Below are 26,559 nucleotides of genomic sequence, written 5' to 3' on the forward strand. Positions count from 1 at the left end.
CTCAAGTCCAGTCGGTCAGACCTTCGCGCGCGTAGACTTCCTTGAACGCCGGCCTGGCTTTCATGGATTGCGCATAATTCTTCAAGATCGGCCACGTATCCGACGGCTTGGGCATGTTGCGCGACCAGCGCATCAGCATGGTCAGCAGGAAATCGGCGGCGGACAGTTTTTCGCCGAGCATGTACGGGCCGTTGGCTTCAAGATGATCGGCAACGCGCTGCCAGGCGCCTTCGATCTTCTGCCTTGCGTGCTGCTTGACTGCCTCCACATTGTCCGCACCGGCGATCTCGGGCGGATAGAACCACGCCCGGTAAGCAGGTTGCAGCGTATTGGCCATGAACAGCATCCAGCGGTAGTACTGGGCGCGTTCGGGCGAACCCGTCTGCGGCGCCAAGCTGGCCTGTGGATGGCTGTCGGCCAGATGCATGACGATCGCCGGTGCCTCGGTGATTACCTGTCCATCCTGCACCAGCGTGGGCACTACACCTGCTGGATTGAGTTTCAGGTATTCGGCCGATTTCTGTTCCTGCTTGTCGAAATCGAGCAGGTGCAGCGTGTGCGGAACCTCGAGTTCGATCAGCAGCCAATGCACAACCAGGCTGGCGGTGCTACGCGAACCATAAAGCGTCGTCGACATCCAAGCTCCTGAGCATTTGAGCCCCTCTCCAGCGGGAGAGGGGTTGGGGTGAGGGTACGGCGAAATCATGAGAGGTGAACAATCTGGACTTTGCCGCACCCTCACACCCCAAGAGTGCTTGCTGCGCGGCGTCTGCCCTTCGGGCATCTTCTCCCGAGGGGAGAAGAAGACAAAATCACTCCACCACCACCGGAATCTTCCCGATCCGCGCCTGCCACTCCCGCGGCCCGGTCTTGTGCACCGATTCGCCGATACTGTCCACGGCGACGGTCACCGGCATGTCCTGCACTTCGAACTCATAGATCGCCTCCATGCCCAGGTCGGCGAAGCCGACGACCTTGGCCGCCTTGATCGCCTTGGAGACGAGATAAGCCGCGCCGCCGACCGCCATGAGGTAGGCGGACTTGTGCTTCCTGATCGCTTCTATCGCGGCCGGACCACGTTCGGCCTTGCCGACCATGCCCATCAGCCCGGTCTGCGCCAGCACCTGTTCGGTGAACTTGTCCATGCGCGTGGCGGTAGTCGGACCGGCCGGACCTACCACCTCATCGCGCACCGGATCGACCGGACCCACGTAGTAGATGAAGCGGCCCTTCAGGTCCACCGGCAGCGGCTCGCCCTTGTTGAGCATGTCGACCATGCGCTTGTGCGCGGCGTCGCGGCCGGTCAGCAGTTTGCCATTGAGCAGCAGCACCTCGCCCGGCTTCCAGCTGGCGACGTCTTCCTTGGTCAGCGTATCGAGATTGACGCGGCGACCCTTGCTGGCGTCGTAGGTCAGCTTCGGCCAATCTTCCAGCGACGGCGGGTCCAGCATCACCGGCCCGCTGCCGTCCAGCGTGAAATGCGCATGGCGGGTGGCGGCACAGTTCGGAATCATCGCCACCGGCAGGTTCGCCGCATGGGTCGGGTAGTCCTTCACCTTGATATCCAGCACCGTGGTCAGCCCGCCCAGACCCTGCGCACCGATACCGAGCGCGTTGACCTTTTCGTACAGCTCGAGCCGCAATTCCTCGGCGCGATTGGAGGCGCCGCGCGCCTGCAGATCGGTGATGTCGATGGGTTCCATCAACGCTTCCTTGGCCAGCAGCATCGCCTTTTCGGCGGTGCCACCGATGCCGATGCCCAGCATGCCCGGCGGGCACCAGCCGGCGCCCATGGTCGGGACGGTCTTCAATACCCAGTCGACGATGGAGTCGGAAGGATTGAGCATGGCGAATTTGGATTTGGCTTCCGAACCGCCTCCCTTGGCCGCGACGATGACATCCACGGTGTTGCCCGGAACCACCTTCACGTTGACCACCGCCGGAGTGTTGTCCTTGGTGTTGGCGCGCTTGCCGGCCGGATCGGCCAGCACACTGGCACGCAGTTTGTTGTCCGGGTGGTTGTAGGCCCGGCGCACGCCCTCGTTGGCCATGTCCTCCACGCCCATGGTGGCGTCGTCCCAACGCACGTTCATGCCGATCTCCAGGAACACGGTGACGATACCGGTATCCTGGCAAATCGGCCGATGGCCTTCTGCGCACATACGCGAATTGATCAGGATCTGGGCGATGGCGTCCTTGGCCGCTTCCGATTCCTCGCGCTCGTAGGCGGCGGCGAGATTGCGGATGTAATCGACCGGATGGTAATAACTGATGTACTGCAGGGCGTCGGCGACGCTCTGGATGAAGTCTTCCTGTTTGATCGAAATGTCGATCGCAGCTGGGGAATCTGGACTCACGACTGGCTCTGTGGCTGGCTGGGTTGCGTAGCGGATTTTACCCGAGTGGCGGGCCGTCATTTCGCCGGAAGCCGTATTGCCGCAACGTCCCCATGAACCGCTGGAATCGCCTATGCCCTCCAACCCCCGCCTCCTGATGTGTCCGCCCACCCATTTCGCGGTGGATTACGTGATCAACCCCTGGATGGAAGGAAATCTGCACTCCGCCGATCCCGCCCGTGCGCAGTCGCAATGGGCGGCGCTGCACGAAACGCTGTCCGATCTGGCGCGGATAGACCTGGTCGCACCCGGCGAGGGCCTGCCCGACATGCCTTTCACCGCCAATGCCGGGCTGGTGCTGGACGATGTATTCGTACCCAGCCGCTTCCATCACGCGCAGCGGCGGGGCGAGGAGGCCTTGTTCACCGATTGGTTCGCGCAGCAGGGGTTCACCATTCGCCATCTACCGGTGGGAATGGATTTCGAAGGGGCCGGCGATGCGTTGCTGGACCGTGGCGCGCCCAGGCTGTGGCTGGGCCATGGCCATCGCAGCGATGCGGGCGTCGCGCAGGAAGTCGCGGCCATGTTCGATCTGGAAGCGATCCCGTTGCGCCTGTCCGATCCCCGCTTCTATCACCTGGATACCTGTTTCTGCCCGCTGACCGGCGGCTGGCTTCTGTACTACCCGCCCGCCTTCGATGCCGAAGCCATCGGCGCCATCGCAGCGCGCATACCCGAGTCCCGCCGCATCGCCGTTTCCGAACAGGATGCTCTGGCCTTCGCCTGCAATGCCGTCAATATCGGCACGACCGTGGTGGTCAACCGCGCCAGCAGCGCGTTGAAAACCGCTCTGGGGGATGCGGGATTCGAAGTGATCGAGACGCCGCTCGGCGAATTCCTGAAGACGGGAGGCTCGGCCAAGTGCCTCACTCTGCGTCTGGACGAGCCCTAGGCCGCCCTTCGATTTCGTAATTCACCTCGCCCACGGCACAATGCCGGCATGGCCGAACCGACCCCTGCCCCAGCCGCACCGGCCGCCGCCTCTTCCAGGCAGGGAAAATCCGGTCCCAGCTTGCGCGAGCGCTTCAATGCGATGCGCAATCTGCCGCCGTTCCTCAAGCAGATCTGGGCCACCAGCCCCTGGCTGACCATCAGCAGCCTGGGCTTGCGTCTGGTGCGCTCGCTGCTGCCCATCGTCACCCTGTACATCGGCAAGCTGATCATCGACGAGGCCGTGCGTCTGGTCGGCCTGGGCCTGGGCTTCGAGGCCTTGGGCGACGCCTACCGCAGCGGACAACTCAACCCTCTGCTATGGCTGCTGGTGCTGGAGTTCGCGCTGGCCATTCTTTCGGACCTGCTGGGGCGCATGGTCAGCTACGCCGACTCGCTGCTGTCGGAGCTGTTCACCAACGCCACCAGCATTCGCCTGATGGAGCACGCGGCCACGCTGGACCTGGAGGACTTCGAGGACCCCGACCTGCAGGACAAGCTGGACCGCGCGCGCCGCCAGACCATGGGCCGCATGAACCTGATGAGCATGCTGTTCGGCCAGGTGCAGGACGCGATCACCGTGATCAGCTTCGCCGCCGGCCTGCTGGTCTACGCGCCGTGGCTGATCGCACTGCTGGCGGTGGCGCTCATTCCGGCCTTCGTCGGCGAGGCGCATTTCAACGCGATGGGCTATTCGCTCAACTTCGCCTGGACGCCGGAACGCCGGCAACTGGAATACGTGCGCCAGACCGGCGCCAGCGTGGAAAGCGCCAAGGAGGTGAAGATCTTCAACCTCCACCACTTCCTGATCGCGCGCTACCGCACGCTGGCCGACAAGTTCTACAAGGCCAACCGCTCGCTGGCCAAGCGGCGCGCGGTGTGGGGCGCGCTGTTCGCCGCGCTGGGAACATTGGGTTACTACATCGCCTACGCCTACATCGCCTGGCGCACGGTGCGCGGCGATTTCACCATCGGCGATCTGACCTTCCTGGCCGGCAGCTTCAGGCGCCTGCGGCAATTGCTGGAAGGATTGCTGGTCGGGTTTTCGCAAGTGGCCAGCCAGGCGCTGTATCTGGACGACTTGTTCTCTTTCTTCGAGATCGAGCCTGAAATCACTTCGCCGGAAAATCCGGTCGCCGTGCCGAAACCGATCGCGCGCGGCTTCGTGTTCGAGAACGTGGGCTTCCGTTACCCCGACGCCGAACGCTGGGCGGTGCGGAACCTCAGTTTCGAATTGCGGGCCGGCGAAGTGCTGGCCCTGGTCGGCGAGAACGGTGCGGGCAAGACCACGCTGGTGAAACTGCTGGCGCGCCTGTACGACCCGGACCAAGGCCGCATCCTGCTGGACGGCGTGGATCTGCGCGAGTACGACATCGAGGATCTGCGCGCGAACATCGGGGTGATCTTCCAGGATTTCGTGCGCTACAACCTGACCGCTGGCGAGAACATCGGCGTAGGCCAGGTCGATGCGATGGACGATGGCGCGCGCATCCGCGACGCCGCGCGGCGGGCGATGGCCGACGAGGTCATCGCCACCCTGCCCAACGGCTACGACCAGTTGATCGGGCGCCGCTTCAAGACCGGCGTGGACCTGTCCGGCGGCCAATGGCAGAAGATCGCCATCGCCCGTGCCTACATGCGCGATGCGCAGGTGATGATCCTGGACGAACCCACCGCGGCGTTGGACGCGCGGTCGGAGTTCGAAGTGTTCCAGCGCTTCAAGGAACTGTCGGACGACCGCACCGCCGTGCTGATCTCGCACCGCTTCTCCAGCGTGCGCATGGCCGACCGCATACTGGTACTGGAACAGGGCCAACTGGAAGCCAGCGGCACCCACGAACAACTGCTGGCCCAGGGCGGGCGTTATGCGGAACTGTTCGAGCTGCAGGCTTCGGGCTATCGTTGAAAGCGTTGCAAGGACTTGAAGGAAAAACGAATGAAATCCATCGTATTGGTCGCGCTGGCGATGCTCAGCGGACAGCTCTCCGCGACGCGCGTAATGGAATACGCCGAAGCCAAGGCACTGGCGGACAAGGACGAAGCATCGCTTGCGCCGGAAGCATCGACGAGCTTGCTGAAATCGCAGGGCGAGCTGCTCGACGCGGGCACCGCCGCCTGTGCCACGCCCACTCCCGATCTGTCGCCGTTCGTGGTGGTGATGGAACTCGACGCGCAGGGCAAGGTGGTGCGCACCTGGCTGCAGGGTTCCTCGCCGATCGGCATATGCCTGCGCAAATACGTTTCCGGCAAGACCTTGATCGTGCCGCCGCGGGCACCCTTCTATACCTCCCTCGAACTCTCCTTCAGCAAATAGCAGGTCGGGGCTACGCCCCCGACAGCATGTACTTTCGGCATGCCTAGCGTCGGGGGCGTAGCCCCGACCTACCTTCAGAACAGCGATGCCTGCGGGTCGGCGGGGAATGTGTAGTCCAGCCGGCCATCGACGATCCGCGCGGCAGAGGTATAGGGATGTTCCTGTTCTCGTCCTGGCGACAACAGGTGGATCACTTCCCAACCGCCGGCCTTGAAATCATCGGAAATCAGGCTGCGGTGGCACTGCCACCACATGGCCTCGGCGCACATCACCGCCGTACGCCTGCTTCGCGCGAGCTCCGCCAGCCGCTCATGCGCCACCCGGTACGGCGGGGTGGCCATGTAATCGGCATAGCCACGGAAGGCCGCATTGCGCCAGGCGAGGTTCGGGGAATCAGCGCGCGCTTCGCGACGTCCGCCCAGCTCAGGCATCGGTGCATACTCCATACCTTCCTTCGCCAGCGCCTCGCCCATCGCCTCGCCGCTGAACTGGGGATTGCGTCGCGACCCTGCGAACCGGCGTACGTCCACCAGCATTTCGATGCGCGCCGCAGCCAGCATCGCGACGAACTCCTCCCATTGTCGAACCGAATGGCCGATGGTCCACAGGGTCGCAGGAAGAGACCGGTTCATCGCCGGATCGACAGGCGGCCGATCAGGAAAGCGAGAAGGCGTCGCCATCCAGCATCGCGGGGAATCGCTCGCGGTGCGCGGCCAGCTCTGCGCTGGAGATAACGCTGTTGACGACGCCTTCCTCGCCGGTCGTTTCGATCAGCGGCTGGCCCAGAAAATCGATCACCGCGCTGTCGCCCGAATATTCCAGTCCGTTGCCGTCCACGCCGACACGGTTCACCGCGGCCACATAGCAGAGATTCTCGATGGCACGCGCGCGCAGCAACGTCTTCCACGCGTACGCCCGCGCCGCGGGCCAGTTGGCGACGAAAATCTGCAGATCGAAATCCAGTTGGCCCTCGCGCTCCACGTTGTAGCGGTTGCGCGAATACACCGGAAAACGCAGGTCGTAGCAGACCAGCGGATTGATGCGCCAGCCCTTCCACTCCACCGTCAGGCGTTTTTCGCCGGCGGCGTAGCGCTTGTGCTCGCCGGCGTAGCGGAACAGATGCCGCTTGTCGTAGTACTGCAGTTCGCCATCGGGCGTAGCCCATAGCAGGCGGTTGAATACGCCCTCTTCGGTACGCAGCTGCACGCTGCCGGTCACCGCGGCATCCAATGCGATGGCCTGCTCGCGTATCCACCGCACCGTCGGCCCGTCCATGCCTTCGGCCTTGTCGATGGCTTCGTTGCTGAACCCGCTGGTGAAGGTTTCCGGCAGGATCACCAGATCGGTCACGTTGGCCAGCGGATTGATGAGGTCGCCGTAGTACTCGCGATTGGCGTCCGGGTCGTGCCAGCGGGTGGCGCCTTGTACGAGTGAGATTCTCAGGTCCTGCATGCCGTTACCTTGGTTGTGTGGCGCCGTAGGATGTTACGCAGCAACGCGTAGGAGCGACGTGAGTCGCGACTGAAAGGCCCGCACGGTATCAGTCGCGACTCGCGTCGCTCCTACGCCCTCTTCGTTCAGAGCTTCAGCAAGCGCTCCACCGCCGCATCCATCGTCGCATCGTTCTTGGCGAAACACAGCCGCGCCAGACGTTGTCCGGCGGGCGGGGTTTCATAGAACGGCGACAACGGGATCGCAGTGACTCCGTGCTCCACGGTCAGCCACTTGACGAATTCCGCGTCCGGCAGATCGCTCACCGCCGAATAGTCCACCAGCTGGAAATAACCGCCCGGCACCGGCAGCGGCTTCAGCCTGGTCTCCAGCAACTGTTCGCGGAAACGGTCGCGCTTGGCCTGGTAGAACGCGCCCAATTGCTCGTAATGTTCCGGCTCGTCGCGGATCATCGCCGCGAACGCGTACTGCGCGGGCGAAAAACTCGTGAAAGTATTGTACTGATGCACCTTGCGGAACTCGGCGCTCAAGGCAGGCGGCGCGATCGCATAACCGATCTTCCAGCCGGTGCAGTGGTAAGTCTTGCCGAAGCTGGAGACGACGAAGGCGCGCGCGGCCAGTTCCGGGTAGCGCAGCACCGATTCGTGGCGGCGGCCGTCGAAGACGATGTGCTCGTAGACCTCGTCCGAGACCAGGAAGATATCGGTGCCGTTCAATATCCCGGCCAGCTGGCGAAGGTCGTCTTCCCCGAGCATCGCACCGGACGGGTTGTGCGGGCTGTTGATCATCAGCAGGCGCGTACGCGGAGTGATGGCGTCCTGGACTTTTTGCCAGTCCACCGCGAAAGTCTGCGGATCCAGGGCCACATGCACCGCCTTGGCTCCGGCCAGGTCGATGGCCGGTTCATAGCAGTCGTAGGCCGGATCCAGCACGATCACTTCCTCGCCCGGCCGCACCACCGCGTGGATGGCGTTGAAGATCGCCTCGGTGGCGCCGCTGGTCACGGTGATCTCGGTATCGGCGTTCACTTGCGCGCCGTAGCAGCGCAATACCTTGGCGGCGATGGCCTGACGCAGCGCCGGCACGCCGGTCATGGGCGCGTATTGATTGTGGCCGGCACGCATGGCGTCGGTCAGTTCGTCCACCAGCCGTTGCGGCACGGCGAAATCGGGGAAGCCCTGCCCCAGGTTGACCGCGCCGTGTTCGACGGCCAGTTGGGACATGACGGTGAATATGGTGGTGCCCACTTTGGGCAGCTTGGTTTCGAAGGGCATCGGCCGTTCCATGGATCGTGGGGATGGGTCGGGGGAGTGAGTCTTGCGGAACGGGAGTGTACGCAATGACGGAGAACAGGGATGATGACGCCATGGACGGAACCACGCTTCATGACGAACAGACGGCACAGTTGGCCACGGCCTATGCCGCGGCCCATTATTTCGTGACCATCGGGCACAGGGAGTGGCTGTTCGGCGTGGGCCAGCTGGCCGACGATATCGAACGCGAGCTCGGCGCCGAACACTATCTGTTCATCACCGCCTGGAATCCCGCCCCCGGGGCCGCGACCGTGGCCCAGAACATGGCAGCCGACGAGCATCTGCAGGCGCGCATCCGGGATGGCGGTTTCCGGCACTGCTCCTCGCTGGGAAGCAACGCACAGGGCGGCGCGGTGGAATACGGCTGGGTGGTCCTGGATGTGCCGGTGGAAACCGGCGACGCCTGGGCGCGGGAATTCGGCCAGGCCGCCACGCTTTACTGGAAACGCGGCGAACCGGTGCGCCTGCGCATGTTGTGGCCGCGTCCGCCTGGCGTGGCCGACCAGCCCTACACCGATTGGGCCGGATGAGCGGACCTGTCGGGCTGACCCGCTGAGCCAGCCGGGCAAGGCAGTTGAAGCGGGCGCGCCGTTACAATGGACGCAGATGACCCCTTCCCCGCACGCCACCCTACCGCTGCTCGCCGCACGCGGACTCGCTTTCACGCGCAACGACGAGCCGGTGTTCGGGCCGCTGGACTTCGCGGTCGGCGCGGGCGAGGCCTTGCTGGTGCAGGGCGACAACGGCGCGGGCAAGACCACTTTGCTGCGGGTCCTGGCCGGACTGTTGCGCGCGGATTCGGGCGAAATCGACATCGACGGCCGCACCGCCCAGGCCAGCCTGCGCTCGCACGCCATCGCCTATCTGGGCCACCTGCCGGCGCTGAAGGCCGACCTGAACGCAATGGAGAACCTGGATTTCCTGTGCGGCCTGCATGGGCGCCGGGCGCGCCAGTTGCCGGCCGATGCGCTGGGCATGGTCGGATTGGCCGGTTATGAAGACACGCTGGCGCGCCAGCTTTCCGCCGGGCAGAAAAAGCGCCTGTCCCTGGCCCGCCTGTGGCTGTCGCCGGCGCCGCTGTGGCTGCTGGACGAGCCCTACGCCAACCTGGACCTGGACGGCATCAACTTGGTCAACCGCATGATTTCCGCGCATTTGCGCGACGGCGGCGCCGCGCTGGTGACCACCCATGGCGCCTATGCCGCGCCGCCGGTGCGGACGCGGATGCTGGTGCTGGGGGCGGCTGCAAATGCTTGAAGTCCTGCATTGCACTCAACTCGCTTTTGCCCCCTTTGAAAAAGGGGGCTGGCGCCGGCTCCACCGACGACTGGGGGATTTGCTTTTGACTTTCCTCGGCGGCTGCCATCAAGAGCAAGAGCAAATCCCCCCTGCCCCCCTTTTCCAAAGGGGGGGAATGCAATTTCCCCCCGCGGCTGGAGACCGGCCGTGAACGGGCCTTCCCTGCTACAGGCAGGCAAGGCGCTGCTGCTGCGCGATCTGCGCCTGCTCTGGCGCCGCCGCGGCGATGCCTTCCAGCCGGCCCTGTTCGCCCTGCTGGTGGTGGTGCTGTTCGCACTGGCGCTGGGCGGCGAACCGCAAGCACTGGGGAAAGTGGCCTCGGCCGTGCTGTGGATGGCCGTGTTGCTGGCTGGCCTGCTGTCGCTGGATACGCTGTTCCGCGGCGATGCCGAGGACGGTTCGCTGGAGCAATGGATCCTGGCTCCCGTGCCCCTGGCCTGGCTGGTGGCCATGCGCGTGCTCAGCCACTGGCTGACGAGCGCGCTGCCGCTGATCCTGGCCACGCCGCTGCTGGGGGAACTGCTGCATCTTCCCCACGATCAACTTCCGGTACTGCTGGCTTCGCTGGCGCTGGGCACACCGCTGCTGAGCCTGCTGGGCGCGGTGGTGGCGGCGCTGACGGTCGGCATGAGGCGCTCTGGTATTCTTGTCGCTCTGCTGGCGTTGCCGCTGTACGTCCCCGTGCTGATCTTCGGCGCCGGCAGCGTCGCCCGCAGCGCGCAAGGCCTGGACGCCATCGGCGCACTGCTTTTCCTAGGCGCAGGACTGGTGCTGGCACTGGTACTGGCGCCCCTGGCCGCTGCGGCGGCGATCCGCATCGCACTGCATTGAAGTTTCCGTACGCATGAATCCCGTCCTGCTCTGGTTCCACCAACTCGGCTCGCCGCCGATCTTCGACCGCTTCGCGGCCCGCTGGGCGCCGTGGTGCCATGCCGTCGCTTTCATACTGATGGGCGTCGGCCTGTGGCAGGCGTTCCAAGTGCCGGCCGATTATCAGCAGGGCGACAGCTTCCGCATTTTCTACATCCACGTGCCCAGCGCGATGATGAGCATGCTGGTGTTCGGATTGATGGCGGTCTATTCGGCCATCGCGCTGATCTGGCGGATCAAACTGTGCGAAATCCTGGCCATGGCCTGCGCGCCGGTCGGCGCCGCCTTCACCCTCATCACCCTGGTCACCGGTTCGATCTGGGGCAAGCCGATGTGGGGCACCTGGTGGGACTGGGACCCGCGCCTGACTACCGAACTGATCCTGCTGTTCCTGTACCTGGGCGTGACCGGCCTGTACCACGCCATCGACGACCGCCGCGCCGCCGCGCGCGCCGCAGGACTGCTGGCCATCGTGGGCGTGGCGCTGCTGCCGGTGATCAGGTATTCGGTGGTGTGGTGGAACTCGCTGCACCAGGGCCAGACCATCAGCCTGTTCGGCGACTCCAAGATCGACCCCAGCATGCAGCTGCCGTTCTGGCTGATGTTCGTGGCCGTGCAGTTCTGGTTCGCGGGTTCGCTGCTGTCGCGCGCGCGCGCCGACAATCTGCGGCGCGAGGCCGGCAAGGACTGGGTCGCGAAACTGGCGGCGCAACCATGACCTATCTGAACTATGTGATCGGCGCCTATGCGGTATTCGCCGTGGTGATGCTCTGGGACCTGCTGGTCCCGCATCTGCAGATCCGCCGCGAACTGCGTGCCGCCCGCATGCGCAAAGCACGCGAAGCCAAGCGCGCCGAACCCGTGGAGCTGAGCCGATGAATCCGGTCCGTCGCCGCCGCCTGTTGTGGGTGCTGTTGCTTGTCGTTGCGGCGGGCGTCGCCACCACCCTGGTGGTGTTCGCCTTGCAGCGCAATGTCGCCTATCTCTACACGCCTGCCGAAGTGCTGCGCGGCGAAACCGGCGAGCGTGCGCGCTTCCGTCTGGGCGGCATGGTGGAAAAAGGCTCCTTCCAACGCACTCCCGGCTCGCTCGAAGTCCACTTCAAGGTCACCGACGGCGATGCGCTGCTGCCGGTGGTCTACAACCGCATCCTTCCCGACCTGTTCCGCGAAGGGCAGGCGGTAGTGGCCACGGGGACCATGAAGGACGGCGTATTCGTGGCCGAGGACGTGCTGGCCAAGCACGATGAGAACTACATGCCCAAGGAAGTCGCCGACAAGATGGGCATGGCGCACAAGAAGCACGACGTGCAGGCGCCCGCCGCCGCGACGGAACAGCGCTAGATGCTGCCCGAACTCGGCCAGGTAGCGCTGATCCTGGCGCTGCTCGTCGCGGGCCTGCAGGCCGTGCTGCCGCTGGCCGGCGCGCAACGCGGCAAGGCCGGCTGGATGGCGGTCGCCCGCCCTGCCGCCTACGCGCAACTGTTCCTGGTGCTCGGCGCGTTCGTGGTCCTGACCGTGGCCTTCGTCACCCAGGATTTTTCGGTCAAGTACGTGGCCGACAATTCCAATTCGCTGCTGCCCATGGTGTACCGCTACACTGCGGTCTGGGGCGCGCACGAAGGTTCGCTGCTGCTGTGGACGCTGGTGCTGGCGGTGTGGAACGCGGCCGTGGCCGAATTCTCGCGCGGGCTTCCCGAACGCGTGATCGCGCGCGTGCTGGGCGTGATCGGGCTCATCAGCCTGGGCTTCCTGGCCTTCCTGATCTTCACCTCCAATCCCTTCATCCGCCTGCTGCCAGCGCCGCTGGAAGGCCGCGACCTCAACCCGTTGCTGCAGGACGTGGGAATGATCATCCACCCGCCGATGCTGTACGTCGGCTACGTGGGTTTCGTGGTGCCGTTCGCATTCTCCATCGCCGCCTTGATCGACGGCAGCGTGGATGCCCGATGGCTGCGGTGGACGCGGCCATGGACCAATATCGCCTGGGGCTTTCTGACCATCGGCATCGCCCTGGGCAGCTGGTGGGCGTACTACGAACTGGGCTGGGGCGGCTGGTGGTTCTGGGATCCGGTAGAGAACGCCAGCTTCATGCCCTGGCTGGCTGGTGCAGCGCTGCTTCACTCGCAGGCGGTGACCGAGAAACGCGGCAGTTTCCGCGGCTGGACTTTGCTGCTGGCCATCGCCGCTTTCTCGCTGTCGCTGTTGGGCGCCTTCCTGGTGCGCTCCGGCGTGCTGACCAGCGTGCATGCCTTCGCCGCCGACCCTTCGCGCGGACTGTTCGTCCTGATCTTCCTTGGGCTGGTGATCGGCGGATCGCTGGTGCTGTACGCGCTGCGCGTGCCGCGGCTGGAGCAGGGCTCGCCCTTCACCGCCGGTTCCCGCGAAACCCTGCTGCTGGCCAACAACGTGCTGCTGACCAGCGCTTGCGCGATGGTGCTGCTGGGCACGCTGTATCCGATGCTCGCCGATGCGCTGGGGCTGGGCAAGATCTCGGTCGGGCCGCCCTACTTCGGCCTGCTGTTCCTGTTGTTGATGACGCCGCTGGTGCTGCTGCTGCCGTTCGGGCCGCTGACCCGCTGGCAGCGCGAGGAAATGTCCCGGCCGCTGCGCATGCTGGCGCCCTGGGCGGTTCTGGCGCTGGCGCTGGGAGCGATCGCCTACTTCACCGCGCCGCAGGGCAAGTGGAAAACCGCCGCTGGCATCGCTACCGCCACCTGGGTCGCTTTCGGCACCTTGCGCTTCCTGTGGTCGCGCTTCAAATCCAAGGGCAACCGTTTCACCGCCGAGATGCTGGGCATGACTCTGGCGCATGGCGGTATTGCCGTGTTCCTGATCGGCGCGTTGCTGGTGGAAGGCCTGAACGTGCAGCGCGAGCTGGCGATGACGCCGGGCCAGTCGGAGCGGATCGGACGCTACTCGTTCCGTTACGAAGGCGTGGACGAACTGCAAGGCCCCAACTATCTGGCCACGCGTGGGCACGTGCAGGTGCTTCGCGGCGACCAGCCGCTGGTGCTGCTCAATCCCGAGAAGCGCGCCTACGCCAGCGGTGGACAGGTGATGAGTGAAGTCGGTATCCACCCCGGCGTGTTCGGCGACGTCTACGTAGCGCTAGGCGAATCGCTGGGCGGCCAGGCGCGCGCGGTGCGCATCCATATCAAGCCGTTCGTGCGCTGGATCTGGCTGGGTGCCGGACTGATGGCGCTGGGCGGTTTCGTCACCGCCACCGACCGGCGTTTCCGCAAACCCGAGGACAAGCGATGAACCAGGCTGCACCCACCCCCAAAAAGCCGCACACCGGTGCGTTCGTCTTCGCCGGCGTGATCATCGCGCTGTTCTTCATCGGCCTGATGGGGCTGCTTTACTACGGCGTGAAGCAATCGGACCGCGCCGGCCGCGACGCCCTGCCCTCGCCGCTGATCGGCAAACCGGCGCCGGCCTTCGACCTGCCGCTGCTGCACGAGCCGGGCAAGCGTTTCACCCTGGCCGAATTGCGCGGCCAGCCGTTCGTGATGAACGTGTGGGGCAGCTGGTGCCCGGAATGCCGTGTGGAGCATCCGGTGATCAGCAAGTTCGCGCTGACCAAGCGGGTGCGCTTCATCGGCTACAACCTGAAGGATCCGCGCGAGGACGCGTTGCGCTGGCTGGAGCAGTACGGCAATCCCTACCTGATGGTGGTGGCCGACGAGGAAGGCCGCAACGCTATCGATTGGGGCATCTACGGCGCTCCGGAAACCTTCCTGGTGGACGCCAATGGCATCGTTCGCTGGAAGCACGTGGGCGCTATCACCGACGAGATCATCGCCGAAGAACTGATTCCCGCGCTGGAGAAGGCGGAAGCCGGCAAGTGAACACGATCCTAGCCGCCTTGGATCGTTGTAGAGCCGAGCTTGCTCGGCTGCTTCTGTCTTTTGCTCCGATCAGGAGCAGCCGGGCAAGCTCGGCTCTACAAAGCATTGCGATGCTGGCGCTGCTGCTGTTCTCGACTCTCTGTTTCGCCCAGGTCAGCGACCCGACCCCGCTGCAGTTCCGCGACGCCGCCCAGGAAACGCGTTTCCACCAGCTCACCGCCGAATTGCGCTGCGTGATGTGCCAGAACCAATCACTGGCCGATTCCAATGCCCAGATCGCCCATGACCTGCGCCGCGAGGTTCTGGACCTGATGAACCAGGGCAAGTCCGACGCGGAGGTCAAGCGCTTCCTGGTCGACCGCTACGGCGAATTCGTGCTGTACAAACCCGATGTCGCCGGCAACACCTGGCTGCTGTGGTTCGGCCCGGCGCTGCTGCTGATGGCAGGCGCCGCCATCGTCTTCCGCATCGTGCGCAAGCGCAGCGCCGCCGCCGGCACGATGGCCGACGACGACAATCAGGAGTGGTGATGGCAACTTTCATCGCACTGGCCGTGTTGCTGAGCGTGGCGGTGCTGGGCGGCGTGCTGTGGCCGCTGTGGCGCGATTCGCGCACGCTGGTGCTGGGCGGCATTGCGGCGCTGGGCCTGGCGGCCTTCGCCCTGTACCGCGCGACCGGTACGCCCGCTTCCATCGGGCAAGCCGCCAGCGAAGCACCTATGTCCCTGGATGCGGCCATCGCCGAATTGCGGACCGTACTCGAACGCAATCCCAACCAGCCCGAAGGCTGGCAGCTGTTGGGAAAAACGCTTGCCTCGCAAGGCAAGATGGCCGAATCGAGCGAAGCTTTCGCGCAGGCCGTGAAGCTGCTGCCGGACGATCCGAATCTGCTGGTCGAAGCCGCGCAGGCACGCCTGTACGCGTCGTCCGAGCGCAAGCTCGACAGCCAGGCCATCGCCTGGGTAAAGCATGCCCTGACCCAGCAGCCCGGCCACCAGCGCGCGACCTGGCTGCTGGGTATTTCCCAGCGCCAGAACGGACAACCAGCCGCAGCCGCCAAGACCTGGGAACCGCTGCTTTCCCAGGTGGATCCGTCCACGGCCGCCACTTTGCGCAAGCAGATCGACGCCGCCCGTGCCGAAGCCGGCCTGTCGCCGTTGCCGGCCGCTACCGAACCCGCTGCCCAGACCGCCGCCGCCAACGCGCTGACGGTGAAGGTCGCGCTCGATCCGGACTTCGCCTCGCGCGTACGCCTGCGCGGCGACACCACCGTGTTCGTGATCGCGCGCATCCCAGGCGGTCCGCCGATGCCGGTCGCGGTGGAAAAACACAGCCTGCAGGATCTTCCTCTCAGCCTGACGCTGGACGATGGCGACAGCCCTATGCCCACGCAGAAACTTTCCGCGTTGAAGGAAGTGGAACTGATCGCGCGCCTGTCGGCCAGCGGCGATCCGATGCGCCAGGAAGGAGATCTGGAATCCAAGCCGGTGCGCGTGAGCCTGCCGGCCACTGCGCCTGTCGAACTGGTGCTGGGCGGCGCGAACCCGTAACTCCGCCGGAGCAGCGCGAAATTGCTTTTCCTTCTCCCATCGGGAGAAGGTGCCCGAAGGGCAGATGAGGGAGTGGGCTTTCAGGTTGAGGGACAGTTTCCGTGGGCCGGACTTCTGCTTCTCTCATCCGTCGCTTCGCGCCACCTTCTCCCGGTGGGAGAAGGGAAAAACGCACCGCCTCCACTGCCGTTCGTCGGTGCGATGTAATAAGTAGCTTGCAATTACATAGCGCGCTATTTATATTGGCGACATGGCAACCAAGACCCCCACCCGCTCCCCAAAAGCCAGCGCCGACGCGCTGCTGAAGCTGGACAACCAGTTGTGCTTCACCCTGTATTCGGCCTCGCTGGCCATGAACAAGGTGTACCGCAAGCTGCTGGCCCCGCTGGGCCTGACCTATCCGCAGTACCTGGTCATGCTGGTGCTGTGGGAACGCGATGAGTTGACGGTGTCGGAGATCGGCGAGCGCCTGTTCCTGGACTCGGCCACGTTGACCCCTTTGCTCAAGCGTCTGGAAGTCTCCGGCCTGCTCACCCGTACCCGCTCCGCCGACGACGAACGCCAGGTGGTGATCGCACTCAGCCGCAGCGGCAAAGCGCTCAAGACCCGGGCGGCAGAGGTTCCGGAAGGCGTGTTCTGCGCAGCCGCGCTTGGCGTCGACCAGCTTGGACAGATCAAGTCGCGCCTCGAATCGCTGCGCGGCAACCTGATCGCGAACACGCAGACCGACTGATACGGACAACCCAATGAAACCTCTTCCGATAAATATATAGCGCGCTATTTAATAGTGCAAAATACAAACCAGTAGCGGCCGCCGGTCCTTTCCAAGCCGCCCCTCACCACTCAGGAGTTATCCATGTCCATCGAAAAAGTCCTCTACCGCGCCACCGCTACCGCCACCGGCGGCCGTGACGGCCGTGCCGTCTCCTCCGACAACGTGCTGGACGTCAAACTGACCACCCCGCGCGAACTGGGCGGCGCTGGCGGCGACGGTACCAACCCCGAGCAACTGTTCGCCGCCGGTTATTCGGCCTGCTTCATCGGCGCGCTCAAATTCGTCGCCGGCCGCGAGAAAATCGCCCTGCCCGCCGATACTTCCATCGAAGGCAATGTCGGCATCGGCCAGATTCCCAATGGCTTCGGCATCGAAGTCGAGCTGAAGATCTCGCTGCCCGGCCTGCCGCGCGAACAGGCCGAATCCCTGGTGCAGATGGCCCACGCAGTGTGCCCGTACTCGAACGCCACCCGCGGCAACATAGATGTGACGCTGACGCTGGTGTGATCCCGCACAGCGCCGTTGCGCACGGCGCGCCACCCGGCTCGAACCGGGTGGCGCGCTGCTAAACTGATTCGATGACCGAATTCATTCCGCCGGGCACCCGCTTCCACCCCCTGCCCTCGCCTTTCCCCATGAAGCGCGGCGGCGAACTGCGCGGCGCACGCGTTGCCTACGAAACCTGGGGCGTACTGAACGCAGCACGCGACAACGCCGTGCTGATCGTCACCGGCTTGTCGCCCGATGCCCACGCCGCCAGCAATGCGGGCAATCCCGAAGCCGGCTGGTGGGAACCGATGGTCGGACCAGGCAAACCCATCGATACCGGCTGCTGGTTCGTGGTGTGCGTGAATTCGCTGGGCAGCTGCAAGGGTTCCACCGGTCCGGCTTCGGTCGATCCGGCCACCGGCCGCCTGTACCGTCTGGATTTTCCCGAATTATCGATAGAAGACGGCGCCGATGCCGCGCGCGAAGTGGTGCAAGGCCTGGGCATCGAACGACTGGCCTGCGTGATCGGCAATTCCATGGGCGGCATGACCGCACTGGCGTTCCTGTTGCGCCATCCCGGCCTGGCGCGCACCCACATCAATATTTCCGGCAGCGCGCAGGCGCTCCCGTTCTCCATCGCCATCCGTTCGCTGCAGCGCGAGGCGATCCGTCTGGACCCCAAGTGGAACAACGGCAACTACGACGACGCCTCCTATCCCGAATCTGGCATGCGCATGGCGCGCAAACTGGGCGTCATCACCTACCGTTCGGCGCTGGAATGGGATGGCCGCTTCGGCCGGGTACGGCTGGAATCCGACCGTCCCGACGAAGAGCCCTTCGGCCTGGAATTCCAGGTGGAGAGCTACCTGGAAGGCCATGCGCGCCGCTTCGTGCGCCGCTTCGATCCCAACTGCTATCTCTACCTCAGCCGTTCGATGGACTGGTTCGATCTGGCCGAAGTCGCCGGTGGCGACGTGCTGCAGGGACTGGCGCGGATCAAGGTGGAAAAAGCGCTGGCCATCGGCGCGACCACGGACATCCTGTTCCCCCTGCAACAACAGCAGCAGATCGCAGAAGGCTTGCGCCTGGGCGGGGCCGATACGCAGTTCCAGCCGCTGGAATCGCCGCAGGGGCATGACGCGTTCCTGGTGGATATCGAGCGCTTCGGGCCGGCCGTACAAGGGTTTCTGGACTCCCTGTAGCCCAAAACAAGTGGGAGCGGCCTCCGGCGGACTGTAACGGCTAAAATGGCCGCACACCTTCCGCCGGATCCGCGCCATGACCCTCGACTTCCCCGGCCACGACAAACTGATCGCCTCGCTGGACGCGGCCGTCGTTCTGGGCGACGACCGCGCCATCACCGACGCCCTGCGCAAGACCCTGTGCGAAATGATCTGCGACCAGGACGTGGCCCTACCCGAATGCGTGCTGGAGCCCATCGCCGACCACTACGCGCGCCGCGAGCTCTACACCAGCCCCGAACACGGCTACAGCGTGGTGGCGATGACCTGGGGGCCCGGCCAGGGCACCAAGATCCACGACCATTCCGGCATGTGGTGCGTGGAAGGCGTCTGGAAGGGCCGGCTGGAAATCACCCAGTACGAACTGGCCGAGCGCGACGACGACCGCTACCGCTTCGTCGCAGCCGGCACCATCGAGGCCGGCACCGGCTCGGCCGGCAGCCTGATTCCGCCGCACGAGTACCACACCATCCGCAACCCCAGCGACAAGGCCATCGCCGTGTCGCTGCATGTCTACCAGCGCACCATGGTCCGCTGCGGGGTGTTCACGCCGACCGGCGACGACGCCGAATGGCAGAGCCGTGGCGAGCGCCTGCTGGGCACCGACCAGATCGTGCCGAGCTGATCGCCGGGCTGCATTGCAGCGGCTCTCGCTGAAATAGATCGTCGTCATCCCAGCAATTACGCTTTTGCCGCTCGGCGCCAATCCAATCTATCCAAACAGGCTACGGGCTCGCCGATCCGGCAAACCCGCAAGTCTCAGTGCCCTCCATCCGCGCTTATCTTGTCCAGGTCGATGCCCTGCGAGCGCAGGATGCCCACCGTGCGCAGCGCATAGAAAGCCAGGTAGGCGAAGCAGACCACGCCGACGATATAGCTCATCTGCATGCCGATCTTGTCCGCTGCCAGGCCCTGGAGCACGCTGATGACGCCGCCGCCCATGATCATCATGATCAGCAGGCTGCTGCCCTGGTTGGTGTGCTTGCCCAGTCCGGTGATCGACAGCGCGAAGATGCAGGGCCACATGGTGCTGCAGAACAGGCCGACGCTGATGAAGGCCACCGCGCTGGTCTTGCCGGTGGTGAACATGCCGATCAGCAACGCGGCGATGCCGCAGACCGCGAAATACAGCAGCATGCGCGCCGGGCTTCCACGGCTGGCCAGCGTGGCCAGGATCATCAAGGCGATGACGAATACATAGCCCAGGAACTGCGACACTTCGTGCCTGGCTATCGCATTGACCGCCAGGAACACGCCGAAGGCCAGGAACGGCAGGATCAGGGTCAGCAGGCGCTTGGCGCCAGCGCCGACATTGAAGGCTCCGGCGGCGCCGGTCCAGCGGCCGATCATCAGGCTGGCCCAGTACAGCGACACATAAGGCGCCACCGAGGAAGTGGAGATGCCCAGGCTTTCCTGCAGGTAGGCCGGCAGGTTGGCCACGGTGGAAACCTCCACGCCCACGTACACGAAGATCGCCAGCATGCCCAGCACCAGCTGCGGGTAGCCGAATGCCGAGGATTTATGCAGCAGCTTGCTGTTGTCCTGGGCTTCGGACTCGGTGACCTGGTCCAGGTCGATGCGGTCCGGCACCGAGGAGAACTTCAGGAACACGGCGACCAGGATGAACGCGATACCCAGCACCAGGTAAGGCGTCTTCACGCTTTCGATGCTGGCTTCGGTACCGCCGGCGGCGACGCTGCCGAAGATCGCCACACTGACCAGCAGCGGCCCGATGGTGGTGCCGAAGTTGTTGACGCCACCGGCCATGGTCAGCCGCTGCGAACCGGTGTGCGGGTCGCCCATGACGATCGCCAACGGATTGGCCGCGATCTGCTGCAGCGAGAAACCCAATCCCACGATGAACAGGCCAGACAACATCAGGTTGAACGAACCCAGATTGGCGGCAGGGTAGAAGAGCAAAGTGCCGATGGCGGAGATCACCAGTCCAAGCGCAATGCCGTTCTTGTAGCCGATGCGGTTCAGCACATCCATACCGATGAGCTTGGACACGAAGAAATAGATCAGAGAACCGACGGTATAGGCAACATAGAAAGCGAAGGAAACGTACTGGCTTTGGGCATGACTGAGATGGAATGCTGTCTTGAATACCGGGATCAGGATGTCGTTGCTGGCTGCAACGAATCCCCAGAAGAAAAATACCGTGATGAGTACGCCGAACTGCGACCAGCGGGTCTGTTGTGTGGCCATATTGTTGTTGTCTTCCCGGAAGGTTTGTAATGTCGGTCGGAGACGGCGTGAGAAACCCAGCGCAATGCAGCGCACCCGGCCGTGGCCCGACGCGCAATACTAGGCGATGTTGGAGTTCCGTTGCCGGCCGCCATGCAAGGCGCTGGCTGACAGCGCTGTCAAGATACCCAATACTCCCTGGAATGCATCCCGCGGTGCAGCATCCCGGCCTATCCGGACCCGCCCTTCCCACCCGACAACGCCGCCGCCATTGGGCAATCGCCGCGCACTCCGCTATACTTCGCGGCCGCGCCGAAGTGGCGGAATGGTAGACGCAGCGGACTCAAAATCCGCCGCCCTTAAAAGCGTGTGGGTTCGAGTCCCACCTTCGGCACCAAAAAAGGCTTAGCCGCGAGGCTGGGCCTTTTGTTTGAAGAGCCCGGCCGGATTTTTTTGCAACACGTAGGGGCGGAGCCTGTTTCCCTCTCAGCCTATTCAGAGATCCCCGATGTCGAAGGGGCGTTATTCGCGATAGCGGGCGATGCTGGCCCCTTTGTTTTTCGGGCTTCTGACCTGGCGTATAGATGTCTCTTTGACCGGCCCACTTCTGCAGGCATTCCTGGAATGGGGGTTTCCCCGCATCGCCTGTCTAGCCCTTTGCTGAAGACCTGCCATCCCGAGTGCAGCGAGGGATCCGCTTTGCTGATGGTAGAAACAGCTCCCTCGCTGCGCTCGGGATGACAACGACGAGGGGACCGACTCATTCAAAAAAAGCGTCGAAAAAAAACGACGCCAGAGTCACTTAGTCGGCAAGCGACTCGGACAGAGTTTTCTGCAATGACGATGAAATTTTCAGCCCTGAACAATTACGTCCGCACTGTTGAAGGCGAGGCGGCAACCGCATAGCGGCATGCGAAAATAAATTCGGCTCTCGCCTGCGCCTCATGGCTTCGAAAAATTCATCTTCTACGTCGTCTCGCATGAGCGAACAGCATCAAAGACCAGCCTCGCGCGAAAAAGAGAATCGACTGTAATTCGCGCTTTCAAAACAGGGAAACGAGCGCTGTCGAATCACAGTATCCGCTCCTTCTTTTCAGGCCTGCCTCACCGACAACAGAAAACGTTTTCAGTGCCGGATGGCGTTAGCGCTATCCAGAAAAACGCCAATTCCGTTCATTCTGTAAGTGATGGCACGTATGCGCCACCCTCCTTTATCTTTGCTAGATTGAGCTCGCGGCAACCAGCCACGACGAAAACGCATAGCCATTGAACGCATCCTCCGACAGCTCCAACCAAGGCAAAGCCGACAGCATCGGCTCGTTCCGTACCCGCTTACCCGTGGATCTCTGCAAGCGCGGCGAATTGCGCGTGGAGCGATTCCTGGACGCAGCCACCGAGGTGTTCACTGAAAACGGTTACCAGCATGCGCGCCTCAGCGAAATAGTCGCTCGGGCGGGCGGTTCGCTAGCCACCCTGTACCGAGTGTTCGGCGACAAGGAAGGGCTGGCGCACGCCATCATCCAGCGCAGGCTGGAGGATTTGAGCGCACGCTTGGAGGATCTGAACCTGTCCGGCCTACCCCCCGAGCAAGCTTTGCGTCAGGCGGCCGAACGTATCGCCGAGGGCATGGCCACCGCCGAATCGGTAGTGATACACCGTATCGTCATCGGCGAAGGCCAGTCCTTCCCGGACATGCGCGACTGGTTCTTCGATCACGCCGTGGCCGCGGTACGGAGCAGCCTGAGTGAATACTTCGAGCAGGAAGTCGCCGCCGGACGCCTGCAACTGGCATCGCCCACCATGGCCTCCAGCCAGTTCTTCATGATGCTGTTCGGCGACCTGGTGATCCGCGTTTCCAGCGGCAACCTGAAGCAGCCGGATCCCCAGGAACTGCGGGCCTACGCGCAGGCGGCGGTCGATCTGTTCCTGCATGGCGCCCTGCCTCGCTGACCGGTCCTTTGCGCCACGGCGCCACTCGCGCGACCCGAATCCGGATCACCTGCAGCGCACCCGCAACACCCATACGACGAAGGCCCAGTCTTTCCGGGTTTTATCCCGGATCGGCTGAGCCTTCTAGTCGGAGTTCGGCTTGATCTTGTCGATTTTCGCCTTTCTCCAACGGTTGCGACTGTATTCCCGCCGACGTTACCAGCGCGTCAAGAACAACCGCCGTTCGTCGGTACATTCTTCGGCGCATTCAAGGCCACCAACCGCGTCCGGTCATGGCATAGCGATCGGCGGCACGCTCGAAGGGATTGCGCACGCTGACGCCACCGCACGCCAAGTAAACAGGCAGGAACAAAGGCCCCATAACCATGTACTGGTAGACATGCGCACGTTCATGGTCGCCGATCTTGATACGCGGGTGGTCGCAGCGGCCGGCGCGATGCTCGTAGGTCAGGCATTCGGAATCCAGCGTGTCGCCGGTATGCAGGATGGTATTGCCGAAGGTGATCGCTCCGCCCGGCCCCCATGGCCAACGGTGGAAGACCAGCGCGGAATCCCGGCGGCTGAATTGAACGCTGGCGCCGAAAAGCAGGCCCACGCCTCCGCCGATCAGTCCGATCAGGGTGTTGGGCAGCGTCCACAGTATCCCGAGTACGCGCAACGCGGCCGAAGCGACCTTCCGCACCAGGCTTCAGTCCGCTTCCTGCGGCATCAGCAACCACAGGATCAGGTACACCAGGATGCCGGGAAACGCGGCCGAAGCGATCGACACGATCACGAACAGCGCACGCAGCAAGGTGGAGTTCCAACCGAAACGGTGTGCGATGCCGCCCATCACTCCGGCCAGCATGCGGTCGTTGAGCGAGCGGGCGAAAGGTTTTGCCTGGTCAGCCATTGCGATCTCCCGGAGTCGGTATTGCAAAAGTCTAACGCGTCGGCGCGGGTGCGGCCGCGCGGCGCAGTTTCTGCAGCTGGCCGCCGAACCAGGCCGAAGCATCCTGCTCCCTGCCCTGGCATTTCACCCGGTAGGCGCGCCCGCTCACGCTGCTTTCGCTGGCGGCGCGCTGGATGAACTGTTCGGCCGTATCGACTCTGTCCTTCTTCAGCAGGTAATCGTATTTGCGCTGCAGGTGAGCGCGCGCCTCGGCCGCGCCGTACCAGCTGCCGTTGCGCTGGAACTGGCAACCGGAATGCGACAGCGCATCCATCAGCTGTCCGATTTCCTTTTTTGCGGCCGGCGATGGTGCGGCCAAGGTCAAAGTGGAGGCCAGTAAGAGCGCGCAGAACAATAGTGCTTTCTGAAACATCATTTTCGTCCGTGTGAGAACCGTAGGAGCGACGTAAGTCGCGACTTACGTCGCTCCTACAAGTGTCCCCTCAGCGTGCGCGCTTGGCCAGCCATTCGTGGATGGCGGCAGGGACTTCGCGTTGGGCGCGGCTGGAAACATAGATACCTATATGGCCACCTTTGAAACTCAACTCGGTGTAGTCGTTCGTGCCCGCAAGCTTCTGCAGCGCACGCGACGCATCGGGCGGCACCAGATGATCCTGCTCGGCGAAAATATTGAGGATGGGCATGTCCACATAGCCCAGGTCCACCGGCTCGCCGTCGATTTCGATGCCACCGTTGACGAAGCCGTTGCCCTGGTAGAACTGCTTGATGAACTGGCGGAAGGCCTCGCCCGCCAGATCGGGCGAATCGAAGATCCATTTTTCCATGCGCAGAAAATCCTCGACCGCGTGCTTGTCGTCCAGGATGTCGATGAGGCCCACGTATTTCTGCAGGTGCAGGCGGAACGGCTTCAACATCAGGTAGCTGGAGTTCATCAGGTCCGCAGGCACGTTGCCTAGCGTGTCGACGAACAGGTCCACGTCCATGTTCTGCGTCCAGTTGGACAGCATGTTGTCCGGCGTATGGAAATCCACCGGCGTGACCATGGTGATCAGGTTCTTGACCTTCTCCGGGTGCAGCGAGGCGTAGCACAGCGAAAACGCCCCGCCCTGGCAGATGCCGAGCAGGTTGACTGCGTCCAGCCCGAAGCTACGGCGCAGATGGTCGACCGCACCGTCGATGAAACGGTTGATGTAGTCGTCCAGCATCAGGAAGCGGTCGGAGCGGTCCGGGTAGCCCCAGTCGATGATGTAGACGTCCTCTCCGCGCGCCAGCAGCCCCTTCACAAGCGAACGGTCGGACTGCAGGTCGACCATGTAGGGGCGGTTGACCAGCGCGTAGGCGATCAGCAACGGCACCCTGGCGGTAGGCGCCTGCTCGCCGACGAAGCGGTACAGCACCACCTTGCCGTCGCGCCATACTTCCTGTTTTTGGGTCGCCCCGTACTGGACATCGTCGACTTCCGGCAGGGTACGCAATCCCGCGGCAAGCTTCTGCTGCAGGATCATGGCTTCCAGCGCCAGCGCATCGGGCGTCAGGTTCAACGGTCCGTTCATTTACGTACCTTTTTGCCGGCATTCTTCTGCTTGCCGAGCGCGGGGCCGTCAGGAGTGTTGGCGGCGGCATAGCGCGCCACCCAATCCTTCATCGATACCACCCGGCCGTTCCCGGAGGGAGCCGAAGCGGCTTTGACGGCCGTCTTGGTCGAAACTGGCTGTTTGGCGGGCGCGTGCCTGGTCGCGGCAGCCTTGCGGCTGGGAGCGACCGCCTTCTTCGCGGCGGCTTTTTTGGGAATCTTCTTTCCGGGTACCTGCTGCTCGACGGTGGCGGGCTTTGCCGCCAGCTTGCGCGCGGCCGTTTTGCGCGGCGCGGTCCGTTTGCTCGCCGGCTTGCGCACCGGTTGCGGCTGGCGCGCGACCTTCTTGGGCAGCTTGCGGCGCGACTTGGCTTTGGCGGAAGCGGCGACGGGCTCGGGTGCGGGCACCCGGGGCGCCGGCGCTGCCCTGCGCTCGGCGGCAGGGCGCGCGCCAGCCGCGCCGGCGCGGCGCAAGGCGCGTTCCAGATCGGCGATCTTGCGGTGCGCCGAATCGATCTCGGTCCGGGTCGGCATGCCGAACAGGCCGGTCAAGTGCTCCACTTCAAGCTGGATGGCCGCGCGCAGGCGCATCTGCGCATTGGTCAGCGCGCCATAGACTTCGCGGAATTCGGCCGACAAGGCGATTTCGGCATACGCCTGCTCGGCCGAATCGATCCACAGGTCGAACAGCGCGCGCGCGCTGGTGAGCTGGCGGCCCGGCTCTTCGTGGGCGGTGAGCTTGTCCTCGAACACGTCGAAGGCGCGCTGCGCGCACTTCATCATCAGCGCATTGAATGCTTCGGTCTGGTGTTGGTAGTCCTGCTGCGCCAGCTGCAGCGCCTGCCAGCGCTCCTGGTGCTCGCGGTACTGTCCGAAAGCGGGCAAATGCTGCCAGTGCTGGGCCTGCTGCCGGAACCCCTCGAGATAGGGTTTGACCTGGTCCAGCCACTCGTCCAGCCCATGGGCGCCCTGCCCGCGCATGGCCTTGAACAGGTTTGGGAAAAGCATGTCCGGGAAAGGATTGTCCGCGTTGGCGCCCATCGCGCGGCGCCAGGCTTGGCCGATTTCGGAAGCGCTGTTGTCCTGGCCGGCGAATTGCGCCGCCACCTGCTGCATCTGCCCGAACCACTGGCTGGCCTGCTGGTTGAAGCGCGCGACCGCATCGTTGGCCTGGCTGGGCCCGCCGGGCATCAGTTGCGTCCACCAGTCCACCGCCTGCTGCCATTGGCTGGCCGGCTGTGCAGGAGCCGCAGCGCCCAGGCCGCCCTGCCGCATCGCCTGGCCCCAGGCGCTCCAGTACTGCCGCGCCATCGCTTCGAAATCGCCCGCGTTGCCGGGCCCGCCATTGAAACCGTTGCCGAACATTTCCAACCCTCCCAGGCTACTTTCCGATCATAGCAATCGGCGGTTTCCTACCGGTTATTTCTGAACGTTGCCGTCCTCAAAACGAACTCACTCGGCATGAATCCATGCGCTGAC

At 64.1% G+C, this 26,559-nt stretch carries 29 protein-coding genes and 1 tRNA gene; 19 read left to right on the forward strand and 11 right to left on the reverse strand.

Features of this window, described 5'->3' with window-relative positions; all coding sequences use genetic code 11:
* Position 1: 1 nt before the first annotated feature.
* Both CSC73_RS10985 and CSC73_RS10990 read right to left on the reverse strand, forming a co-directional pair.
* Positions 2–637, reverse strand: a complete 636-nt coding sequence (locus CSC73_RS10985) for a glutathione S-transferase family protein (protein WP_163840477.1) — start codon at positions 635–637, stop codon at positions 2–4.
* Between the two features lie 175 nt (positions 638–812).
* Complete coding sequence (locus CSC73_RS10990) at positions 813–2,327, reverse strand: fumarate hydratase (RefSeq protein WP_163840518.1); 1,515 nt, start codon at positions 2,325–2,327, stop codon at positions 813–815.
* Between the two features lie 142 nt (positions 2,328–2,469).
* On the opposite strand from CSC73_RS10990, the gene CSC73_RS10995 reads away from it, so the two are divergent.
* The 3 genes from CSC73_RS10995 to CSC73_RS11005 are packed head-to-tail and all read left to right on the forward strand — an operon-like array spanning position 2,470 to position 5,640.
* On the forward strand, positions 2,470–3,288 hold the full coding sequence (locus tag CSC73_RS10995; protein WP_163840478.1) for a dimethylarginine dimethylaminohydrolase family protein: 819 nt from the start codon (positions 2,470–2,472) through the stop codon (positions 3,286–3,288).
* Between the two features lie 48 nt (positions 3,289–3,336).
* On the forward strand, positions 3,337–5,232 hold the full coding sequence (locus tag CSC73_RS11000) for an ABC transporter ATP-binding protein (protein ID WP_163840479.1): 1,896 nt from the start codon (positions 3,337–3,339) through the stop codon (positions 5,230–5,232).
* A gap of 30 nt (positions 5,233–5,262) precedes the next feature.
* Complete coding sequence (locus tag CSC73_RS11005) at positions 5,263–5,640, forward strand: hypothetical protein (protein ID WP_163840480.1); 378 nt, start codon at positions 5,263–5,265, stop codon at positions 5,638–5,640.
* Positions 5,641–5,714: 74 nt separating this feature from the next.
* Here CSC73_RS11005 and CSC73_RS11010 read toward each other — a convergent pair whose 3' ends face one another.
* The 3 genes from CSC73_RS11010 to CSC73_RS11020 form a co-directional block, all read right to left on the reverse strand.
* Complete coding sequence (locus tag CSC73_RS11010) at positions 5,715–6,272, reverse strand: DUF488 domain-containing protein (protein ID WP_163840481.1); 558 nt, start codon at positions 6,270–6,272, stop codon at positions 5,715–5,717.
* Positions 6,273–6,294: 22 nt separating this feature from the next.
* Entirely contained in the window at positions 6,295–7,092 is a 798-nt protein-coding gene (locus CSC73_RS11015; RefSeq protein WP_163840482.1) for an amidohydrolase, read from the reverse strand.
* 125 nt (positions 7,093–7,217) lie between these two features.
* On the reverse strand, positions 7,218–8,366 hold the full coding sequence (locus CSC73_RS11020) for a pyridoxal phosphate-dependent aminotransferase (RefSeq protein WP_163840483.1): 1,149 nt from the start codon (positions 8,364–8,366) through the stop codon (positions 7,218–7,220).
* 92 nt (positions 8,367–8,458) lie between these two features.
* Here CSC73_RS11020 and CSC73_RS11025 point away from each other — a divergent pair, with 92 nt between their 5' ends.
* From CSC73_RS11025 to CSC73_RS11090, 14 genes are all read left to right on the forward strand, one after another.
* Entirely contained in the window at positions 8,459–8,935 is a 477-nt protein-coding gene (locus CSC73_RS11025; protein WP_163840484.1) for a DUF3293 domain-containing protein, read from the forward strand.
* 76 nt (positions 8,936–9,011) lie between these two features.
* Positions 9,012–9,662, forward strand: coding sequence for a heme ABC exporter ATP-binding protein CcmA (ccmA, locus tag CSC73_RS11030; protein WP_163840485.1), 651 nt, complete (start codon positions 9,012–9,014; stop codon positions 9,660–9,662).
* A gap of 189 nt (positions 9,663–9,851) precedes the next feature.
* Positions 9,852–10,535: a heme exporter protein CcmB gene (ccmB, locus tag CSC73_RS11035; protein WP_163840486.1), complete on the forward strand. Its 684-nt coding sequence runs from the start codon at positions 9,852–9,854 to the stop codon at positions 10,533–10,535.
* A 13-nt stretch (positions 10,536–10,548) separates the two neighbouring features.
* A complete protein-coding gene (gene ccmC / locus CSC73_RS11040) occupies positions 10,549–11,292 on the forward strand; it encodes a heme ABC transporter permease CcmC (protein ID WP_163840487.1) in 744 nt (247 codons plus the stop codon).
* Positions 11,289–11,453: a heme exporter protein CcmD gene (gene ccmD / locus CSC73_RS11045; protein ID WP_163840488.1), complete on the forward strand. Its 165-nt coding sequence runs from the start codon at positions 11,289–11,291 to the stop codon at positions 11,451–11,453. The genes ccmC and ccmD overlap by 4 nt, the downstream gene beginning before the upstream one ends.
* Positions 11,450–11,917 carry a cytochrome c maturation protein CcmE gene (gene ccmE, locus CSC73_RS11050; RefSeq protein WP_093280371.1) on the forward strand — a complete coding sequence of 156 codons (468 nt, stop codon included), beginning with the start codon at positions 11,450–11,452 and terminating at the stop codon, positions 11,915–11,917. Before ccmD ends, ccmE begins: the two co-directional genes overlap by 4 nt.
* On the forward strand, positions 11,918–13,837 hold the full coding sequence (locus CSC73_RS11055) for a heme lyase CcmF/NrfE family subunit (RefSeq protein ID WP_163840489.1): 1,920 nt from the start codon (positions 11,918–11,920) through the stop codon (positions 13,835–13,837).
* Complete coding sequence (locus CSC73_RS11060) at positions 13,834–14,424, forward strand: DsbE family thiol:disulfide interchange protein (RefSeq protein WP_163840490.1); 591 nt, start codon at positions 13,834–13,836, stop codon at positions 14,422–14,424. The genes CSC73_RS11055 and CSC73_RS11060 overlap by 4 nt, the downstream gene beginning before the upstream one ends.
* A 110-nt stretch (positions 14,425–14,534) precedes the next feature.
* The gene (locus CSC73_RS11065) at positions 14,535–14,954 is read left to right on the forward strand and encodes a cytochrome c-type biogenesis protein (protein WP_163840491.1); all 420 of its coding nucleotides are present in this window, start codon (positions 14,535–14,537) and stop codon (positions 14,952–14,954) included.
* Positions 14,954–15,973, forward strand: coding sequence for a tetratricopeptide repeat protein (locus tag CSC73_RS11070; protein WP_163840492.1), 1,020 nt, complete (start codon positions 14,954–14,956; stop codon positions 15,971–15,973). Before CSC73_RS11065 ends, CSC73_RS11070 begins: the two co-directional genes overlap by 1 nt.
* A 250-nt stretch (positions 15,974–16,223) precedes the next feature.
* Entirely contained in the window at positions 16,224–16,706 is a 483-nt protein-coding gene (locus tag CSC73_RS11075; RefSeq protein WP_163840493.1) for a MarR family winged helix-turn-helix transcriptional regulator, read from the forward strand.
* Positions 16,707–16,829: 123 nt separating this feature from the next.
* The gene (locus CSC73_RS11080; protein ID WP_163840494.1) at positions 16,830–17,255 is read left to right on the forward strand and encodes an organic hydroperoxide resistance protein; all 426 of its coding nucleotides are present in this window, start codon (positions 16,830–16,832) and stop codon (positions 17,253–17,255) included.
* 71 nt (positions 17,256–17,326) lie between these two features.
* Positions 17,327–18,439 (forward strand): homoserine O-acetyltransferase MetX, encoded by a 1,113-nt coding sequence (gene metX / locus CSC73_RS11085; RefSeq protein WP_163840495.1) that lies wholly within the window; start codon positions 17,327–17,329, stop codon positions 18,437–18,439.
* A gap of 76 nt (positions 18,440–18,515) precedes the next feature.
* Positions 18,516–19,103: a cysteine dioxygenase family protein gene (locus tag CSC73_RS11090; RefSeq protein WP_163840496.1), complete on the forward strand. Its 588-nt coding sequence runs from the start codon at positions 18,516–18,518 to the stop codon at positions 19,101–19,103.
* A gap of 134 nt (positions 19,104–19,237) precedes the next feature.
* Here CSC73_RS11090 and CSC73_RS11095 read toward each other — a convergent pair whose 3' ends face one another.
* On the reverse strand, positions 19,238–20,686 hold the full coding sequence (locus tag CSC73_RS11095; protein WP_163840497.1) for an MFS transporter: 1,449 nt from the start codon (positions 20,684–20,686) through the stop codon (positions 19,238–19,240).
* Between the two features lie 290 nt (positions 20,687–20,976).
* Here CSC73_RS11095 and CSC73_RS11100 point away from each other — a divergent pair.
* Together CSC73_RS11100 and CSC73_RS11105 are read left to right on the forward strand one after the other, a co-directional pair.
* Positions 20,977–21,062: transfer RNA gene (locus CSC73_RS11100), tRNA-Leu, on the forward strand.
* Between the two features lie 869 nt (positions 21,063–21,931).
* Positions 21,932–22,615 (forward strand): TetR/AcrR family transcriptional regulator, encoded by a 684-nt coding sequence (locus CSC73_RS11105; protein ID WP_163840498.1) that lies wholly within the window; start codon positions 21,932–21,934, stop codon positions 22,613–22,615.
* 247 nt (positions 22,616–22,862) lie between these two features.
* Here the strand turns inward: CSC73_RS11105 and CSC73_RS11110 are convergent, their stop codons facing one another.
* The 5 genes from CSC73_RS11110 to phaE form a co-directional block, all read right to left on the reverse strand.
* Entirely contained in the window at positions 22,863–23,297 is a 435-nt protein-coding gene (locus tag CSC73_RS11110; RefSeq protein ID WP_211840870.1) for a hypothetical protein, read from the reverse strand.
* A 6-nt stretch (positions 23,298–23,303) separates the two neighbouring features.
* Positions 23,304–23,507 carry a PspC domain-containing protein gene (locus CSC73_RS11115; RefSeq protein ID WP_163840499.1) on the reverse strand — a complete coding sequence of 68 codons (204 nt, stop codon included), beginning with the start codon at positions 23,505–23,507 and terminating at the stop codon, positions 23,304–23,306.
* Between the two features lie 31 nt (positions 23,508–23,538).
* A complete protein-coding gene (locus CSC73_RS11120; RefSeq protein ID WP_425502308.1) occupies positions 23,539–23,919 on the reverse strand; it encodes a YfeK family protein in 381 nt (126 codons plus the stop codon).
* Between the two features lie 70 nt (positions 23,920–23,989).
* Positions 23,990–25,060 (reverse strand): class III poly(R)-hydroxyalkanoic acid synthase subunit PhaC, encoded by a 1,071-nt coding sequence (locus tag CSC73_RS11125; RefSeq protein WP_163840501.1) that lies wholly within the window; start codon positions 25,058–25,060, stop codon positions 23,990–23,992.
* Positions 25,057–26,445: a class III poly(R)-hydroxyalkanoic acid synthase subunit PhaE gene (phaE, locus tag CSC73_RS11130; RefSeq protein ID WP_163840502.1), complete on the reverse strand. Its 1,389-nt coding sequence runs from the start codon at positions 26,443–26,445 to the stop codon at positions 25,057–25,059. Before phaE ends, CSC73_RS11125 begins: the two co-directional genes overlap by 4 nt.
* Positions 26,446–26,559: the final 114 nt, after the last annotated feature.

Source organism: Pseudoxanthomonas sacheonensis, assembly GCF_010093305.1.
GTDB lineage: Bacteria > Pseudomonadota > Gammaproteobacteria > Xanthomonadales > Xanthomonadaceae > Pseudoxanthomonas_A > Pseudoxanthomonas_A sacheonensis.